13 protein-coding genes are annotated in these 18017 nt (G+C 72.7%); 4 read left to right on the top strand and 9 right to left on the bottom strand.

The annotated features are described in order from the left end of the window. The 5 genes from AB0N03_RS28305 to murJ all read right to left on the bottom strand — a co-directional run. A partial coding sequence (locus tag AB0N03_RS28305; RefSeq protein WP_364377684.1) for an FAD-dependent oxidoreductase occupies window positions 1–530 on the bottom strand: 530 nt, incomplete at its 3' end. A gap of 80 nt (window positions 531–610) precedes the next feature. Then, entirely contained in the window at window positions 611–1417 is an 807-nt protein-coding gene (locus AB0N03_RS28310) for a hypothetical protein (RefSeq protein WP_364377686.1), read from the bottom strand. Then, entirely contained in the window at window positions 1414–2037 is a 624-nt protein-coding gene (gene sigM / locus AB0N03_RS28315; protein ID WP_086679039.1) for an RNA polymerase sigma factor SigM, read from the bottom strand. Before sigM ends, AB0N03_RS28310 begins: the two co-directional genes overlap by 4 nt. Before the next feature lie 31 nt (window positions 2038–2068). Next, on the bottom strand, window positions 2069–3616 hold the full coding sequence (locus AB0N03_RS28320) for a protein kinase family protein (protein ID WP_364377688.1): 1548 nt from the start codon (window positions 3614–3616) through the stop codon (window positions 2069–2071). 121 nt (window positions 3617–3737) lie between these two features. Then, entirely contained in the window at window positions 3738–5456 is a 1719-nt protein-coding gene (gene murJ / locus AB0N03_RS28325; protein WP_364377982.1) for a murein biosynthesis integral membrane protein MurJ, read from the bottom strand. A 417-nt stretch (window positions 5457–5873) separates the two neighbouring features. On the opposite strand from murJ, the gene AB0N03_RS28330 reads away from it, so the two are divergent. After that, a complete protein-coding gene (locus AB0N03_RS28330) occupies window positions 5874–6503 on the top strand; it encodes a hypothetical protein (protein WP_364377690.1) in 630 nt (209 codons plus the stop codon). A gap of 124 nt (window positions 6504–6627) precedes the next feature. Here the strand turns inward: AB0N03_RS28330 and AB0N03_RS28335 are convergent, their stop codons facing one another. Continuing rightward, the gene (locus AB0N03_RS28335; protein ID WP_364377692.1) at window positions 6628–8781 is read right to left on the bottom strand and encodes a DUF6049 family protein; all 2154 of its coding nucleotides are present in this window, start codon (window positions 8779–8781) and stop codon (window positions 6628–6630) included. Continuing rightward, window positions 8778–9332 (bottom strand): NUDIX hydrolase, encoded by a 555-nt coding sequence (locus AB0N03_RS28340; RefSeq protein ID WP_364377694.1) that lies wholly within the window; start codon window positions 9330–9332, stop codon window positions 8778–8780. Before AB0N03_RS28340 ends, AB0N03_RS28335 begins: the two co-directional genes overlap by 4 nt. A gap of 99 nt (window positions 9333–9431) precedes the next feature. Here AB0N03_RS28340 and AB0N03_RS28345 point away from each other — a divergent pair, with 99 nt between their 5' ends. The 3 genes from AB0N03_RS28345 to AB0N03_RS28355 all read left to right on the top strand — a co-directional run bounded on the left by AB0N03_RS28345 (window position 9432) and on the right by AB0N03_RS28355 (window position 13235). After that, window positions 9432–10874, top strand: a complete 1443-nt coding sequence (locus AB0N03_RS28345; protein ID WP_364377696.1) for a CCA tRNA nucleotidyltransferase — start codon at window positions 9432–9434, stop codon at window positions 10872–10874. A gap of 168 nt (window positions 10875–11042) precedes the next feature. Continuing rightward, complete coding sequence (locus AB0N03_RS28350; RefSeq protein ID WP_364377698.1) at window positions 11043–12380, top strand: ATP-binding protein; 1338 nt, start codon at window positions 11043–11045, stop codon at window positions 12378–12380. A 12-nt stretch (window positions 12381–12392) separates the two neighbouring features. Further along, window positions 12393–13235 (top strand): class I SAM-dependent methyltransferase, encoded by an 843-nt coding sequence (locus AB0N03_RS28355; protein ID WP_364377699.1) that lies wholly within the window; start codon window positions 12393–12395, stop codon window positions 13233–13235. Here the strand turns inward: AB0N03_RS28355 and AB0N03_RS28360 are convergent. Beyond that, entirely contained in the window at window positions 13222–15129 is a 1908-nt protein-coding gene (locus tag AB0N03_RS28360) for a TNT domain-containing protein (protein ID WP_364377701.1), read from the bottom strand. The genes AB0N03_RS28355 and AB0N03_RS28360 overlap by 14 nt on opposite strands. Before the next feature lie 36 nt (window positions 15130–15165). Further along, complete coding sequence (locus AB0N03_RS28365; RefSeq protein WP_364377703.1) at window positions 15166–18015, bottom strand: ADP-ribosylglycohydrolase family protein; 2850 nt, start codon at window positions 18013–18015, stop codon at window positions 15166–15168. Window positions 18016–18017 lie beyond the last annotated feature (2 nt).

Here is an 18017-nt window from a genome sequence, read left to right on the forward strand (position 1 = left end):
CGGTGCACGACCGTGACGGACTTCGCGAACTTCGTCAGGAAGGTCGCCTCCTCCATCGCCGAGTCACCACCACCGGCGACCACGATGTCGTGGTCGCGGAAGAAGAAACCGTCACAGGTCGCACAAGCCGACACACCACGCCCGAGCAGCTCCTGCTCACCCGGCACGTTCAAATACCGCGCCGCCGCACCCATCGCCAGCACCACCGCGCGGGCGGCGTAGCGCTTACCGTTCGCGTGGACGTACTTGACATCCCCGGTCAGCTCCAGCGACTCGACGTCCTCCGCACGCAACTCGGCGCCGAAACGCTCGGCCTGCTTGCGCATCTCCTCCATCAGGTCCGGACCCATGATGCCGTCCCGGAACCCCGGGAAGTTCTCGACCTCGGTCGTCGTCATCAGCGCGCCGCCGAACTGCGTACCCTCGAACACCAGCGGTTCCAGCTGGGCCCGCGCCGCATAAACGGCAGCGGTGTATCCGGCAGGACCCGACCCGACGACGATCAGGTTCCTGATTTCCTCGGCAGCCACCCGTGGACCTCCGCTCGTAGTGACCCGTGTACCAGGCTCAACACGATCGTAGGTGGCCATGTTCCCAGCCGTGACAGCCGCTACTTCTCCCCGACGACCTTGTCGAACAGGACGGCCGGGTTACCGGGTCCGCAGTCCGCGCCGAAGGCCACTAGCCGGAACTGGGCGAGCTTGCCGGTGGTCAGGATGATCATGACCCCGGACTTGCCGCCGACATTCACCGGGCGGATGCCCTCGGGGCGCACGTCGGGGTCGAGCCCGGCGGCCGCGATGCACGCGTCCAGTTTGTCTTCGGTCCGCAGGGGGCCGAAGTCGCGGACGCCGACCGCCTTGCCGATCAGGGCCTGGGCACCGGCGCCGTCGCTGCCGACCGACGGGCCGGTCGGCGCCGGTGCCGCGACGTTCGGGGTGCCGGCCTGCTGTGACGTCCCCGGGATCGCGACCGTCACGGCGACGACCGCCGCCGCGGCCGCGGTCAGGACGCCGGCGGCCCAGCCGAGCCGCTTGTTCCGGCGCCGCCGGGCCGCCGCGAGGTCCACCACCTCGGCGTCCCCGGACCCGGCCTGCCGCGGTGCCGGCGCCTGCGTGCGTCCGGGCCGGTCCTGTCCGGGAAAGGCGGCCGCTGCTTCGGCGGCCAGCGCCGCGTCGAGCCGGGCCGCGAACTCGGCGGGCATCGGCGGGGCGGGTGCATCGGCGAGCGAGGCGAGGTCGGACTGCGTCGCGTCGAGGGCGTCCAGGATCGCGCGGGCCTCCGGGTCGGCGTTGACCAGCGGCCACAGCCGCGAGGTCTCGGCGTCGTCCAGGACACCGGCGTGGAGGTCGGCGAGCACATCGACAGACCAGGGCGGACCGACGGTCCCCCCGATCCCCCGGCTTTCGTCCGTCATCGTCCCTCCCCGCTACCCGGCTGACGCCCGGCCCGTTTGCTTTCGTGAGTTGGGACGTTCGCAATCGCATCGGGGTTCCGCAGGTGTCCGAGAACCTTCGCGAGTTTTCCGCGGCCCCGGGCGCACCGGCTCTTCACGGTGCCTTCGGCGATGCCGAGCATCTTCGCCGTCTCGGCCACGGAGTAGCCCTCGACGTCGACGAGCACGATCGGGGCGCGCTGGTCTTCGGGCAGCTGGTCCAGGGCCTCGCGGACGAGCAGGCTGGTCTCGCGCTCGGCCATCGAGTCGCGCGGGGTGGCGGGCTCGTTGAAGCCGGTCTCCGGCAGCGGGACGGTCGGGCGCGCTTGGCGGCGGCGGATCCGGTCGAGGCAGGCGTTCACGACGATCCGGTGCAGCCACGTCGTGACCTGCGACTCCGCGCGGAACTTGTCGGCCGCCCGGAAGGCCGAGATGAACGCGTCCTGCAACGCGTCGGCGGCCTCTTCCGGATCGCGGACCGTGCGCAGGGCGACTGCCCACATGCGGTCTCGATGTCGCTGGACGAGTTCGCTGAACGCATGAGGGTCCCCCGCGGCGTGAGCCGCTATCAGATCCGCATCCGTGGGAGCTGCAGCTGTCACCCGGGAGAGCCTACTGACCCTGTCGGGTGCGTCACCCCGCAGGCAGGAAGGCCAGGTCCGCGATTTCGGTCTGGAACTTCCCGTCGCCGCCGCCCAGCTGAGTGATCCAGACGATGAAGTACTCGCCCTGCGTCGGCTGGGCCAGCGGGATCGTCGTGTCGCCGTCCTTCAGGTCGGCGTTGCCGACCACCTTCGTGTCGGCCAAGTCCGGGTTCTTCTCGGTCGCCGAGCGGATCTCGACCTTGGTGCCCGCGGTGCCGCCCACGACCTGCACCTGGCTGAGGTTGATCGGGTCCTTGAAGGTGACGACCAGCCCGACGCCCGGCTTGATGACGGGGAACTGCTGCTTGTACTGCTCGGTGCGCCACTGCGTCTCGGCCTTGCCGTCGGTCGCGTACTTCGCCCGCGAGGCGTTGTCGCCCTTGCCCTCGGGGTTGTAGACCGCGACGACCTGCGGCCTCACCGCGGCACCCACGGTCGGCGACGGCGGCGGCGCCGGCTGGCTCGACGCGGACGGCTGCCCGGCCGGCTGGCTCGACGCCGGCGGCGCGGCGACGTTGATCGTCGGCCCGCTCGCCTTCGAGTCGCCCTGGAAGACGTTGATCAGCATCAGCCCGCCCCAGGCGAGGATGACGACGGTCGCGACCACCAGCACGGTGACGCCGAGCGCGAGCTTGCGCCGCCGCGCGACGTCCTTGACCGGTTTCTTGGTCGTCCAGACCGTGCCTTCGGCCTCGGCGGCGTCGCCGCCGACGGCCTTGATCAGCTGCGTGCGCTCCTCTTCCTCGGCCACCTGGTCGAGCATCCGGAGGATGGCCGCGCTGGTGCGGATGCCGCCGTTGCCGCCGTCTTCGATCGTGCGGACGGCCAGCGACGAGAGGTCGGCGGGCACCGTGGGGATGAGCTGGCGCGGCGGGACGATCCGGCCCTCCGGCGTCGTCGGGGCCGGCTGGATCGCGGGCGGGCCGCCGGGCAGCGCCCAGCGTCCGGTCAGCAGCAGGTAGAGGACCGCACCGAGCGCCTTGACGTCGTCGCGCAGCGTCGCCTCCGGCAGCGGGCCGGGGAACGCGAGCTTCAGGGCGCCGTTCGGCGTCAGCCGCAGCCGCTGGGGGTGGTCGAGGCCGAGGACGAGCCCGTTCTGGTGGGCCTGCTCGACGGCTTCGGCCAGCGCCTGCACCATCCGCGCGGCCGCGGCGGGGGCCACCGGCCGCTGCGCGACGAGGTCGACCAGGTCGCTGCCCTTGGTCCACTCCGCGACGACGACGCCGAGCAGGCCTTCGCTGGAGGTGATGCCACTGCCGAGCGCGAGTACGTCGAGCACGCGGGCGACGCCGCCGTGGCCGAACTTGGACGCGTGCGTGGCGCGTTCGAGGGTGCGCCGCGCGAGCCGCGCGGCTTCCGGGTCGGCCGGGTCGCCGACCAGCAGGGTCAGCGCGACGTCCCGCTTCAGTTGCCCGTCGCGGGCACGCCAAAGGTGCGCGTCACCCCGCTCGTCCACGCCGAACTGCGCGAGGAGGCGGTAGCGGCCGTCGCCGACCACGCGCCCGGGGGCCAGCGATCCGACCTGGGCCTTGCCCACGTGGTTCGCACCCCCCGCCTGTTCGCTCCGCCTCGTGTCCACCCGCACTCTCCCGTTAGCTCCCCGCACCAAGGTTACCCAGAATACGACGCGGGAGTCGTCGCCATCCGTACCGGAATCGTTACCCCCGCTTGATCAACCGGGTGAACCTCGAAGTCGCCGGCTTCAGCTCTTCGACCTTCAACGCCATGAGCACGCCGAACGAGACGACGATCCCCACGATGCCCTGCAGGAACAGCTTGATCCACGCCTGCAAAGTCGGCCCGAACGAGTCCGGCACGATCCGCCCGGCCGCCCAGGCCGCACCGACGCCGAGCCCGCTGGCGACGACCGTGAAGAGGATCACGCCGATCACCCGCTTGCTGCGCAGGTTGCCCAATGTCACCCAGAGCCACACCTGGCCGAGGATCGCGCCGACGACGAACGTCAGCGCGTTGACCATCATGACGCCGAGCACGACGTTGTCCGGCGACAGCAGCACCGGGCACAGGTACAGCAGCGGCACCTTGACCAGCGTCATGACGATCATGATCAGGGTCGGCGTGCGGGCGTCCTTCATGGCGTAGAAGACACGCATCTGGAGCATCACCAGTGCGTACGGCAGCAGCGCGAACGCCGAGATCGCGAGCGCGTCGCCGAGCCGCTCGGCGGTCTCGATCGTGCCCTTGCCGAAGGTGAACAGCGCGATGCCGATCGAGCCGCCGACCACGGTCATCACCGCGGAGATCGGGCCGAGCATCACCGTCGACATCCGGGACGCGTACGAGAGGTCGCCGATCAGCTTCTTGTGGTCGCCGTCGGCGGCCGCGCGGCTCATCCGCGGCATGATCGCCGTCAGCAGCGAGACGCCGATGACGCCGTACGGGAGCTGGAAGAGCAGCCAGGCGTTGCTGTACGCCGTCACACCACCGGGTGAACCGCTGGTCAGCACGCGCGTGTTGATCGTGTACCCGACCTGGCTCACCGCGACGTAGCCGAGGATCCACAGCGCGAGGCCGCCGAACTCCTTCATCTGCTTGTCGATGCCCCAGCGCCACTTGAACCGGAAGCCCGAGCGCAGCAGCGGCGGCACCAGCAGGAAGGCCTGGGCGATGATGCCGCCCGTGACGCCGATGCCGAGCGTCAGCACCTTCGGATCGGTGATCGAGGGGTGGACGGTGTCGATGTCCCCCGGCATGACCCAGACGACCATGATCGTGAAGATGACCACCAGGTTGTTGATCACCGGTGCCCACGCCGTCGGGCCGAAGATCTGCTTGGCGTTCAGCACCGCCGAGAGCAGCGCGAACACGCCGTAGAAGAAGATCTCCGGCAGCAGCAGGTAGGCGAACGCCGTGGTGAGCGCCGAGCTGGCCTTGCCGGAGCCGTCGACGTAGAGGCCGGTGAACGCCGGGGCGGCGAGCACCGCGACCACCGTGCCGACCAGCAGCAGCGAGAACGCCACGGTGATGAGCCGCTGGGTGTAGGCCGCGCCGCCGTCCGGCTCGTCCTGGGAACGCACCAGCAGCGGCACCACCACGCTGGCGAGGACGCCACCCATCAGCAGCTCGAAGATGATGTTCGGCATCGTGTTGGCGACGTTGAACGAGTCGTTCGCGATGCCCTGGCCGATCGCGGCGACCAGCAGCAGCTTCCAGAGGAAGCCGGTGATGCGGCTGATCAGCGACGCGATCGCCATCCGGCCGGACGCCTTCGCCAGCGACGGCGCCTTGGCCGGGGCTTCCGCGCCCGGCTCGACCGGCTTGACGAGCGGCGTCTTGAGCGCCGGCATGACCTGGGTGGCCAGCGCGTCGTACGGGCGCATGACGTCCGGGTCGGCGACCGGCCAGCGCGAGTTCATCGGAACGCCGGCGGTGCGCGGGATGAACCGCGTGGCCTCCGGGTCGGGCGGGCGCTGGCCCTCCTCCTGCCACGGCCGGACCGGCGCGGGACGCCGGGACCCGCGCCCGCGCGGGGGCACCGGGATGCCGGGCGGCGGGGTGCCGGGGGCCGGGTTGCCCTGGGCCGGGGTCGACGGCGGGGCCGGCTGCGGCAGCCGTCCCTGGGCCGACGGCTGACCCGGCGGTCCCGGAGGCGGCGGCACGGGCGGCACCGGCTGGATGCGGGTGGGTGCCGGGCCAGGTCCGGCGCCGCGGGGCGGCTGCCCGCCACGCGGCGGGGGGCCTTGCGGGGGCAGCTGCGGAGGCGGTCCCGGGGGGCCTGGGGGCGGCGGGACGCGCCGAGGGGGACGCTGCGGCTCGCGGGGCGGGGCCTCGTCGTGGACGGGCCAGGCGTCGGGCGGGGGCACGTCGTCGCGTACGGGTGGTTCGTCTCGGACGGGCCGCTGGTCGCGGACCAGGCCTTCGTCTCGGACGGGGCGGCCGTCACGAACAGGTGCGTCGTCGCGGACGGGTCGCGGGTCGCGGAGGCCGTCGTCGCGGACGGGACGCCCGTCGTGTCCGGGTACGTCGTCGCGCGGGGGCCGCCCTTCGCGGACCGGCCGGCCGTCGCGGACGGGTCCGTCGACGGGACGTCCCTTGCGCGGCGGTGCGTCGTCGCGCGCACGTCGGCGGGGTGGCGGCCCGTCTTCGCGCGCCGGTCGCCGGGGCGGGGCGTCGTCGCGAGGGGCGCGGCGGGGCGGTGCGTCCTCGCGAGCCGGGCGGCGCGGCCCCCCGTCTTCGCGGGGCGGGCGCTGGTCACGGACCGTCGCATCCTCGGGGGGCGGGATCTGGCGCGTGTGACCGTTCCGGGGCGGCTGGCGGCGGCCGCGCTCCGGGGGAGGAGGCGGCGGCTGCGGTGGCGGTGGCGGCTGACGGCGGACCGGCTGCGACGCGCGCGGGGGCCCATCGCCCCGTTGCGGGGGTGGAGCGCCTTCGCGCCGAGGACGACTCGCACGCTCGGGTGGTAAGCCCGGCTCTCTCTCCAACGCGTGCCCAATCCTCGGTGCTCGGTCCGGTGCCGCGGCCGGGTGCCGCCGCACGTGCGGACCAAGGGTAATCGGGAACCGCCCGTAACACTCGAAGGGCGAGAGATCAGTCCACCAAGTCGCGACCCGTGCGGGCGTCCTTCACCCGCCGGTAGATGCGCCGGGAGGCCAGCAGAAGTAGGGCCACACCTGCAGCGACGGTCGCGATGATGGTGATCGCGCCGTACTCCGTCGACGTCAGCTCGAACCGCGCGGATGACCCGAGCGGGGTACCGGTGGGCGTGCTCAACGACACATCGACGCTGAACCGGCCGGCCCGCAGCGCCTCCACCGGGAGGAAGTACTGCCGCCCGCCGCCCGCGGGGAAGGACACTTCCTTGCGGTCGTCCGCGCGCAGGCCGATGTTGTTGTTCAGGGTGAACCGCGCGTTGATCCCGACCGGCAGGTCGTTCACCACGTACACCGGCAGCGGGGAGTTGCCGGACGCGAGCGCGATGGTCTGCCGCGGCTGCTGGACGCTCACCCGGTCGCTGATGGCCCCGATCTCGGCTTGGGCGTTCATGGTCGCCGCGTCGGCGGGCAGGCCCCGCCAGCCGGTGGACGCACCGCGCAGCTCTGCCAGCCGGACCGGCGCGACGACGTCCTCCGGCTTCACCCGCTTGGTGGGGTCCAGCTGCATCGCGGACGCCATCCCGGTGGCCTGGTCGTCGAGCTTCGCCAGCGTCGAGACGACGGCGGGGTCGATGGCCGCGCCGGGATCCTGGCCGCCGTCGCCGACCGCGCCGGAGCTCGCCGGGCCGGCGGACAGCAGCGACGGGAGCGACGCCGCCGTGACCACGCCGGCGTTGAGGAAGTCGCCGACCTGCTGCAGGTACGTCGTGAGCTCGGCGGCCGGCGCGTCCCACCGCCGCGGCGGGGCGACGAGCAGGTGGTTGGGGCGCTCCTGCCCGGCCGGCAGGCCGAGGCCGGCCCGGAAGGCGAGCGCGCCCAGCCCGTTCTGGCCGGCGATCGCCCGCTCGGTGTTCGCGGCGACGGTCACCGAGTCGGGCACGCTCGGCACACCCGTCATGGCCGCGGAGATCAGCGAGTCGGTCGGCTGGGCCCACACCGTGCTGCCCTGCACGGTGACCCCGCCGCCGGCGCCGGCGGGCGCGAGCTTCGCCGCGTCCGTCAGGACGGTCTTGACGCCGGCCTGGGTCAGGGCGGTGAGCACCGACTCGTTGAGCGTGCCGTCCGGCCAGAGCACGCCGGTCTGCGGCGTGACGCCGGCCAGCTGCTGGATCGTGGCTGCCGCCGCGGCCGCCTGGGCGACCAGGATGGGATCGCCGGGACGGATCCGGGAGACGGTGTTGAGGTCGGCGTCGGCGAAGGGCAGCGCCACCGCGCACCGGCCGGTCAGCAGGGAACGCAGCGAGGTCAGCCACGTCTTCGCGGTCTGGACGCCCTTGCCGTCGATGTTCCCGTTCTCGGTGTGCACCTGGTAGCCGCGGCTCATCGAGTCGACGGTCGCCAGCAGGTCCGGGTCGAGCGCGAAACACATCGACTTCGCGAGGCTCGAATCACCCTGGACGGCCGTGGTCGCGGCCGTGACCAGCGCGTTCAGCCGGCCGTCGGGGCCGATCTCGTCGGCCAGCTTGTCGTCGCGCAGCACCAGCGGCTGGCCGTACGGTGCCGCGTAGACCGGCGGGACGCTGCTGGTCAGCGGCCAGAGCAGGGTCATGCTCGGCGCGCCCGCCGACGAGTGCCCGGTCGTCTTGCCCGGCCCGGCCAGCACCGGCATCAGCATGCTGACCGCGCCCAGCCGGGCGGGGCCGCCGAACTCCGGCGTGCCGTTGACGTTCACCAGCAGCGGGTAGACGCCGGGGCGGGCGAACGCCGCCTTCGAGCCGGTCAGGTTCACCGTGATGTTCAGCGGCGCGCTCTGCCCGGGCTCGAGCGCGTCGGCGAGCGAGGTGAAGTCGGTCAGCGGGGCGTCCTTGATGACGGCGCCCGACAGGACGTCGCCGATCCCGCGCGACGTCGTCTGCCGCTCGCCGACCTGCAGCCGGACCTGCGGCCGGTTGACCTTGCGGTCGCCGGTGTTGGTCACGGTGCCGGACACGGTCAGCGTCGTCGTCGAACCGGTGATCACGCGCGGGTTGAGCTCGTTCAGCTCGACGCGCAAGCGGGCGCCCTCCTCGGCCTGGGCCACCGTCGCGCCGGCGAGGGCGGGGACGGCCAGGAAGAGGACGGAAAGGAAGGCTGCGGCGAACCGCTTCACTCGGGGGCTCCCTCAGGGGCGTGCTCGTCTCGTCCGTGGACGTCCGGGCGCGCGAAAAGTTCCTTGAGCATCTGGCCGGCCTTCCGGACGAGCTTGCGCTCGTCGGAGTAGGCGAGTTTGGTCTCCAGCTCGGCGAGCGGGACCCAGGCCACCTCGGTGACCTCGACGTCTTCGTCGGAGAGCTCCCCGCCGAGCGCTTCGAGCAGGAAGTGGTGGACGGTCTTGTGGATGCGCCGCCGCTCGGCCACGAACCAGTAGTCGATGGTGCCCAGCGGCTGCAGCACGCGTGCGGAGATGCCGGTTTCCTCCTTGACCTCGCGCACGGCCGTCTGTTCCACCGTCTCACCGTCCTCGATGTGGCCCTTGGGCAGCGACCAGAGCAGTCTGCCGTGCCGGTCGAGCCGGCCGATCAGCACCGCCTGTTCGCGCTCGGCGTCCACCACGAGGCCACCGGCCGACGTCTCGTCGACCGTGGTCAGGCGCCTGCCGCGCTGACGCCTCCGCCGCCTCCGCGGCTTCGAGGCGCCGGGGCGGCCGGCTGATCCAGACATGCTGCGATGCTAGAGCAAACGGTTGCCCCGGTAGGCTGGCTCTCCGTGTCCTGTCCGGTGGTGCCTGTAGTAACCGCACCCGAACCCAGTGGGATTTTCGTGAACGACGTGGTCGCCAAGGAGAACGCGGTGGTGGAGCTGATGCGGCTCTCCCCCCTGGCGGACGAGCTGGCCGAGAGGTTCGCCCGGTCCGGGCACCGCCTGTACCTCGTCGGCGGGAGCGTGCGCGACGCGCTGCTCGGCCGGCGCTCCGGCGACCTCGACTTCACCACCGACGCGCGGCCGGACCGGGTGCTGAAGATCGTCAGCGACTGGGGCGACGCGGTCTGGGACGTCGGCATCGCCTTCGGCACGGTCGGCGTGACGAAGAAGGGCATGCAGCTCGAGATCACGACGTTCCGCGCAGACAGCTACGACCGTGTCGGCCGCAACCCCGAGGTCACCTTCGGCGACAGCATCGAGGGCGACCTGCTCCGGCGCGACTTCACGGTCAACGCGATGGCCGTCGAGCTGGCGTCCAAGACGTTCATCGACCCGCACGACGGCTTGAGCGCGCTGCGGGAGAAGGTCCTCGACACGCCGGCGACGCCGCAGGAGTCGTTCGCCGACGACCCGCTGCGGATGCTGCGGGCCGCCCGCTTCGCCGCGCAGCTCGGCTTCACCGCCGCGCCGCGGGTGGTCGACGCGATGACGTCGATGGCCGAAGAGATCGACCGGATCACCGCCGAGCGCGTCCAGGCCGAGCTGTCGAAGCTGCTGCTCGCGGACGACCCCCGGCCCGGCCTGGAGCTGCTGGTCGACACCGGTCTCGGCGACCGCGTGCTGCCCGAGGTGCCCGGGATGCGGCTGGCGATCGACGAGCACCACCAGCACAAGGACGTCTACGAGCACTCGCTGACCGTGCTGGCCCAGGCGATCGACCTGGAGAAGTCGCACGAGCCGACGTCGGAGCCGGACCTCATCCTGCGGCTGGCGGCGCTGCTGCACGACGCCGGCAAGCCGGCGACGCGGGAGTTCCAGCCGGGCGGCGGCGTGAGCTTCCACCACCACGAGGTGGTCGGGGCGCGGATGGCCCGCAAACGTTTGCGGGCGCTGAAGTTCTCCAAGGAGATCATCGACGACGTCTCCCAGCTCGTGTTCCTCCACCTGCGGTTCCACGGCTACGGCAAGGGCGAGTGGACGGATTCGGCGGTCCGCCGGTACGTCACCGACGCCGGTCCCCTGCTGACCCGGCTGCACAAGCTCGTTCGCGCCGACTGCACCACGCGCAACCGCCGGAAGGCGGCGGCGCTGCAGGCGACCTACGACGACCTCGAGGCCCGCATCGCCGCGCTCAAGGCCAGGGAGGACCTCGACCGCGTGCGGCCGGACCTCAACGGCGAGCAGATCATGGAGCTGCTCGGCATCAGGCCGGGGCCGGACGTCGGCAAGGCGTGGAAGTTCCTCAAGGAGCTGCGCCTGGACCGCGGCCCGCTGGAGCACGACGACGCTGTCGCCGAGCTGAAGAAGTGGGCCGCCGAGCAGGGAATCGGAAATTCCTGACAGCGTCCTCCGGAGCTTCGCTCCGGGCCGGGGGCTCCGCCACCCGGAGCCCCCGTAAAAGATTGGCCGGCTTACTGTGAATTTCGTGGAAGCCTGGACCTGGCCGTCGCGGATCGGTGATACTCCCTAACCTCGGTTCACCGACGTGACCAGGGGGTTGTCCGCGCGATGTCCACCGAAGCGCCCGACCCGCCGAAGACGGCGACCGGGGGCAGCTTCTTCGTGGCGCTCCTGAGGCAGGGCGCGCCCGCGATCGCGACGGCCACCAGCGAGCTCTCGGACGAGATCGGCGACCCGACCCCGATCCACGCGCTGAAGCGGATCTCGAGGATGGCCGGGCCGATCGACCCGAGCCGGCGCGACGGCCTGCTGCTGCGCGCCACCCGGTACGTCGTGCTCATCCCGCTGGCCTTCCGGCTGCTCGCCGTGCCCGGGCAGTTCGGCGTCTACGCCATCCGGAACGGCACGAGCGGGCTGCTGCCGGTCGGCGTGTTCACCCTGCTCTCGGTCGCGCTGAACGTGATCGGCTTCCGCTGGATGTTCCGCTCGGCGCCGTTCCGCGGCCGGGACGCGGGGAAGCTGCTGGCCGTCGATCTGGTCTTCACGGTGTTCTCGCCGCTGGTCCTCGCGCTGACCGTCCCCACCGAGGTGTACTTCGACGCGCTCGCGGTCAGCGGCGTCCACCTCCTCGGCGAGGCCGGGCTGCTGACGCTCGCGCTCGGGGTTCCCAGCGGGCTCGTGTTCGGCCTCGCGAGCTTCCCGCTGCGGATGCTCGCGAACTGGCTCAACAGCGGCCTGTTCCACGTCGGGGCCGCGTTCTCGACCTTCTCGGCGCTGCTCGCCGAGCTGTTCCTGGCCGCCGCCGCGCTGGTGCTGACCGGGCTCGGCACCCGGCTGGCCCTGGCCTACGGCACCCGCAACGGCCGGCTGGCCGAGCGTGCCCAGCAGCACCGGATGCTGCACGACACCGTGCTGCAGACGCTCGAGGCGATGGCGCTTTCGGGTGCGTCGAACGCCGAAGAACGGCTGATCGAGATCCAGCGGCTCGCCCGGGCGCAGGCGATGGAGATCCGGCAGACGATCGAGTCGGCGGCGTCCGAGCAGGCCGAGGACGGCGCGCGGCCGCTGGGCGAGAAGCTCGCCGCGCTCGCCGCCGAGATGGCGCGCGACGGACTGCGCGCTCAGCTCGTGGTGGCCGAGCTGGACGACGACACGCTGTCGGAGGTCCGGCAGATCGCCATCCGCGACGCCGTGCGCGAGGCGATGCGGAACACCATGAAGCATTCCGGGACCGACCGGGTCGTGGTCCGCGTCGAGGAGCGCGAAGGCGGGATCGCGGTGATCACCCGTGACCACGGCGCCGGTTTCAGCGCGGCCGACCACCCGGCCGGGTTCGGCATCAGCGAGTCGATCACCGCGCGGCTGGCGGAGGTCGGCGGGACGTCGCTGGTCGAGTCGGGACTCGCCGGGGGCGGCACGCGGGTGACGTTGTGGGTGCCGTTCTGATATCCCCGGAGCATGAACTCGATCGAGCTGCTCGCCGACGCCCTCGCCGCCTACCGCTCCGGTGACCGCGACCAGGCCGCCGAACTCGCCCGCCGGTCCGGCTCGCCGCTGGCCGGCGAACTGCGGATCCACCTGGCCGGTGAAGGCTCGGCAGCGGTGTACGACCAGCCGGAGGCGTTCACGACGTTCATCCGCGGCGGCGGCAACGTCGAGCTGTACCGGGCGCTGAGCGCCGCCCTCGCCGCCCGCTACGACGACGCGAAGCCGGAATCGCTGCTCGACCTGGGCTGCGGTGACGGCCTGGCGGTCGTGCCCGCGCTGGAGCAGGCCACGCACGTGCCGAGCCGGATCGACCTGGTCGAGCCGTCCGCCGCGCTGCTCGACGGCGTCCGGGAGCGGGTGCCGTCGGCGCAGTGCTGGCGGGCCACCGCGCAGGAGTTCCTCGCGCGCGACGACCTCGGCTGGGACTTCACGCAGTCGACGTTCGCCCTGCAGTCCATCGAGCCGGAGCAGCGCGCCGACGTGCTTCGCGCGCTTCAGCTGCGCACCGGGACGCTGGTGCTCGCCGAGTTCGACATCCCGGAGTACGTCGAAGGGTCGCCGGAGCACCTTCGCTCGCTCGTCGAGCGCTACGAGCGCGGAGTCGCCGAGTACGGCGAAGACGCGTCGCTGGTCGCGCAGGGCTTCCTGCTGCCGGTCCTGCTCGGGATCGTCGACGGCCACGAGCGCACGAACTGGGAGCACCCGGCCGCCGGCTGGGCCGAGCAGCTGGAGACGGCGGGCTTCACCGAGGTCGGCGTCGAACCGCTCGCCGACTACTGGTGGTCACCCGCCGTCCTCATCACTGCCTGCTGAGCGAGCCCGTCTCGAGGTGCTGCGCGAGCGGTCGCGGCAGCAGGTAGGCGACCGCGCCGCCCGGCATCCCGCTCCACGGCGCCGTCACGCCGGTCAGCGCCCGCACCGAGCGCTGTACCCGGTAGAGCCGCTTCTCGCGTTCGCGTTCGAACGCCAGCGACGTCTCGACGAACCGCGAACCCTCGGCGTGCACCAGGTTGCCGGTCTCGGGGCCGAACCGGACGACCGTCGTCCCCGGCGGCAGCACGATCACGCGCTTGCCGCGGTAGAAGTTCAACGGCGGTTCGCCGCGCATCGGCAGGATCGGCCAGTCGGCGGGCAGGTCGGACTCCTCCGCCGGCCGCGGCGGCAGCATCAGCAGCACGCCGAGGAGGAACCGGGCCGCGTCGCCGAGCGAGCCGAACGCCACCGGCTCGTCGGACGGCGGCCGCGAGACCTCCCAGCCGTTCTCGGCCCGCCGCAGCGTCCAGACGCCGTCGGCCGGGATCTCCTTGGCGCCGATCCGGTAGGCCGCGGCCGGCACGCCGTGTTCGGCGAGCCGCTGCTGGAGCAGCTCCAGCGTCTCCGCGCCTCGCAGCTCACGCACGTCTTCGCCGCGGGCGACGCGGACGAGCGCGCGCTCGTCCGGCAGGTCGGCGGTCGTCTGCGGCGGCCGCGGCTGGCCCAGGACCTCGGCTTCCGCCGTCGCGCGGACGAGGTCGCCGACGAACGGCGGCCGGAAGCCCGCCGCGCGCGCGTGCTCGACGAGCTCCGGCTCCGGCGGCACCCCGTACTTGCGCAGGTAGTGCGGCACGGCGGCGGGCCAGATCCAGGTGCCGTCGGTGTGGAAGGCGTTCGGCACGTCCGGCTTCGCGCCCGGCGCGCCGAAGATGTCCGGCAGTGGCGCGGGCCGGTGCAGCGCGACCGGCGCCCGGAACAGGTAGTCGAGCACGCCGCGGACCTGGTCCGGCGGCACCGGCGGGCGGTTGACCACCGGCCGCTCGCCCTCGGTGTGCGAGTCGGCGGCCCGGGCGAGCCGGAAGGTGACGTCCAAGGGCAGGCCGGCCTTAGCGGTCAACCACGCCGGAACGTGCTTCGGCGTCCGGGGGAAGGTCGCCAGCTCCAGCTCGTAAGCGGCGGTCGACGGGCGGCCGCCCTCGTTGGGCGGCACCCGCCAGTGCGGTTCGCGGTCGGCGTCGAAGTCGAAGTCGAACTGCGACTCCGCGTCGAGCGTGAACGTCCCCTGATACCAGGTGCCCACCTCGGGCTGGAACATCGCGGCCCGCAACCGCGCGAAGAGCCCGCCGAGCCGGGGCGCCGCGGGCAGCGAGACCGACACCGGGCCGTCCTCGTCGCCGACCGCGCGGACCTCGATCTCGGAGTAGTCGCCGACCTGCCGGAACTGCGCGCCGACGCGGGCCCAGCCGCCGGGCACCGTGTGCAGCAGCGTCCGGCCGATGGCGCGCAGCAGCGCGTTCTGGTCGCCGGTGCCCGGCTGCGGCCGCGCTTCCGGCGTCTCGGTGAAGTCCAGCCGTGTCTGCCACAGCGCCGTGACCTGCTTCGCCGGCACCGTGACCGAGAAGTCGGTCAGGCCCAGCTGCGCCGCGCGGGCGGCGTCGTCCTTGACCCAGCGCAGGGTCAGCTCCGGTCGCGCGCCCGGCGCGACCTCGAAGACTTCGCCGTCGTACTCGCCGAAGGTGCGCAGCGTGAACGTCGCCGGCACCTCGCTCGCCGGCACGACCCGCGCCGGCCGGTCTTCGAACTCCTTGTCGAAGCCCTCCGGCGCCTCTTCCTCCGGCAACACGGACAGCAGCACGGTGCCGTCGGTCGTCGAACGTTGCGCGCGGAACGTCCCCTCGCCCCACGTCGCGTACAGGCCGTCCGGGCGTTCGGCCACCTCTACCCGGTAACGCACGTTTCGTCCTCCCCTGACCCCAGTGACACCGGAAACCTAGTCGACCGGGTACCGAGCGAACCACCGGTCGTCACCCGGCGCGGCCGGGCCGAACTCGGTGACCGCGTCGTCCGCCAGGCCGACGATGACATCGCGGAGCTCCAGCCGCTCCAGCCAGCTCCGCCGCAGAGCTTCCTCGCCGTACATCGCGCCGACGAGGTTGCCGCAGACCGAACCGGTCGAGTCGCTGTCCCCGCTGTGGTTGACCGCCGCGAGCAACGCCGTATCGGCGTCGGTGGTGGTCAGCGCGACGTACACGGACATCGACAACGCGGTTTCACCGACGTTGCCCTGCCCGAGCGACTCCAGTTTCTCCGGCGTCGGCGGTCCTTGCTCCGCCAGCGCCAGAGCCGCGTCGAGCGCCGCGCCCTGCTCTTCGTGACCCGGGTGCTTCACGAGCTCGTCGCGCGCGGCCGCCAGGGCGTCGAGCAGCGGTTTCCCGTGCAGCAGCCCGTGGACGAGCACGGCGAAACAACCCGAGGACAAATACCCGCTCGGGTGACCGTGGGTCAGCGCCGCGCTTTCGGCGCCGAGCCGGAACACCTCGGCGAGGTCGTCCGACCACAAAGCGACCGGCGCCGCGCGCATCACGCCGCCGCAGCCCTTCGAGTTGTTCACCGGGCGTTCGATGGTGCCCCGGACGCCCGAGCGGCCGTATGCCTCCAGCTCGCCGAAGCAGGTCAGGCCCGGCGCACGCCGGCTGAACAGCTCCTGGTGGGTGACGAGCCAGCCGTCCGGCGCCTCGACGTCCGACTGCGGCCCGCGCGCCCGGTCCCAGGCGACGCCCTGCGTGTGCAGCCAGCGCTGGTACGCCATCTGCAGCGAGTGCACGACGTCCGCCGAGCCGGTCCGCCGCCGCTGGGCGTGCGCCCGGATCAGCGCTTCGAGCGTGAACAGCGTCATCTGCGTGTCGTCGGTGATCCGGCCGACGCCGCCGTACGCGGGGATGTAGTCGGTGATGCCGGCCGGCCCGGCGATCTCGCGGATCCGGTCGATCGAGTCGAACTCGGTCTTCGCGCCGAGCGCGTCGCCGATCGCCCCGGCCAGCAGGCTCCCCCGCAGTCGTGAGCGCAAGTCCGGTCCCTTCGGTTTCGGCGCGAAGCGGCCACTGGGGTATCGGCGTTCCCAGCGCGGGTGTTCCGCGGTCTCCGTCTGGAGGCCGTTGCGGTTGAAGTACCAGAAGACGTCGCCGGCGACGTCGTCGAGCAGGCCGAGGTCCGGCAGGGCGGCGACCCACGCGGCGGGCAGGCCAGGAACGCCGAGCCGGGCACCGACGAGCGCCCCGGCGATCGCGCCCGCGACCGGGCCGGACCGCGCGGCGAGCGTGATCGCCGCTTCCGGGTCGTGACCGCGCTTGGCCGCGGCGAACAGCGCCCGGCCGAGCACCGACCGGACGCTCCGGCCGTCGCCGATGCTCTCCAGCTGGGTCACGTCGTCGGCGTCGCGGTCTTCGCGCAACGCCAGCGTCGAGGTCGCCAGGTCGCCACCGAGCTCCCGCAGCCGCAGGTGGACGGGCAGCGCGAACGTGTCGCGGGTGAGCAGGGCCTGGAACAGCGCGATCAGCAGCTCGACGCCCTCAGTGACCTCCGCGCCGGCCTCGTCACCGGTCAGCGCGCGAGCGACATCCTTCGCGTACTGCTCGCCGTCGACGCCGTCGATGGCGACCGCGCTCGCCGGCGTCGAGGCCAGCGCCGTGGCCAGCAACGTCGAGAGGTCGTCGGGCGCGGGGGCCGCGCGCCGCGTCGCGACGGCCAGCCAGCCGACCGGGTCCGGATCCGGCAGCGTGGCCGGCACCTCGCCGGTCGGCACCGGCGGCAGGCCGCGCAGCACGATGTCGGTGTGGAACAGCAGGTGGCGCGTCAGCCCGCCCAGCGTGCCGGCGGCACCGCCTCCCAGAGCGTCTCCGATCGCGAAGCCGACGTACGCGCCGACGATCCGGTGCCACGCGAAGCGCGCGGCCACCGTGCCGAAGGCGGAGAACTTCCCGAACGTCCACGGCACCGGCCGCGGGCGCGCGTCCTCGTCGACGTGCGTGATCAGGCCGTTCGCGCCCAGGTCGGCCGGCCACTCCGGGTCCTGGCCCGCCCGCCGCCGGACGCCGTTGCGGTACTGCCACGCGAACCCGCGCAGGTACCGGACGCAGTCCTCGGGCGAAAGCTCGAAGTGGTGGTCGCGGGCGTGGTCGACGGCGTACCGCAGGTGCCGTTCCAGCAGGTCGGGCGGCTCGACGCCGAACTCCGCGACCAGCGCGGGCAGCGCCTCGGCGACCTCGGGCCCGGCTTCCGGCGCGGGCTCGTCGAGCAGAGGCCGCCGCTCGCCGGCGCCGACGGCACCCAGCTCGGCGGCGGTCAGGCTCCGCACCACCCCGGTACCGGGGTCGAGGGTCAGTCCGGTCGACGGACGGCCGGCCAGCAGCTCGCGGACCGTCACGCGCCACCGCCGCGGATAGCGGCCGGGCACCTTCGCCGACGAGCTGTAGGCGATGACTTCGTGGCCGCCCGGCACCGGGCGGACCACGGGTTCTCCCTCCGGCGTCGGCGCCAGCACTTCGCAGTCGAGCAGCGCGGTCACGAACTCGGCGCGGCTGATCCAGCTCGCGCCGAGGTAGCCGAGCAGCTTTTCGGCGTCGGTCGTCGGCACGGGGAAACCGCGCCAGACCGGCCCCGGGCGGTACTGCTCGTTGGCGCGGCGCGGCCCGGTCGGCTCCCCGAACAGCGTGTACTGCGCCCAGCCGCGGATCGCGCGCACCGGGATGCCGAGCTCGGGGAACGCCTTCTCGTCGAACTCCGGGTCGACGTCGGGCCGCCACTCGACGAAGCCGTCGTCGATGGCTTCCGCTTCTGTCATTC

Origin of the sequence: Amycolatopsis sp. NPDC051061 (genome assembly GCF_040682935.1) — a bacterium.
Taxonomy (GTDB): Bacteria; Actinomycetota; Actinomycetes; order Mycobacteriales; family Pseudonocardiaceae; genus Amycolatopsis.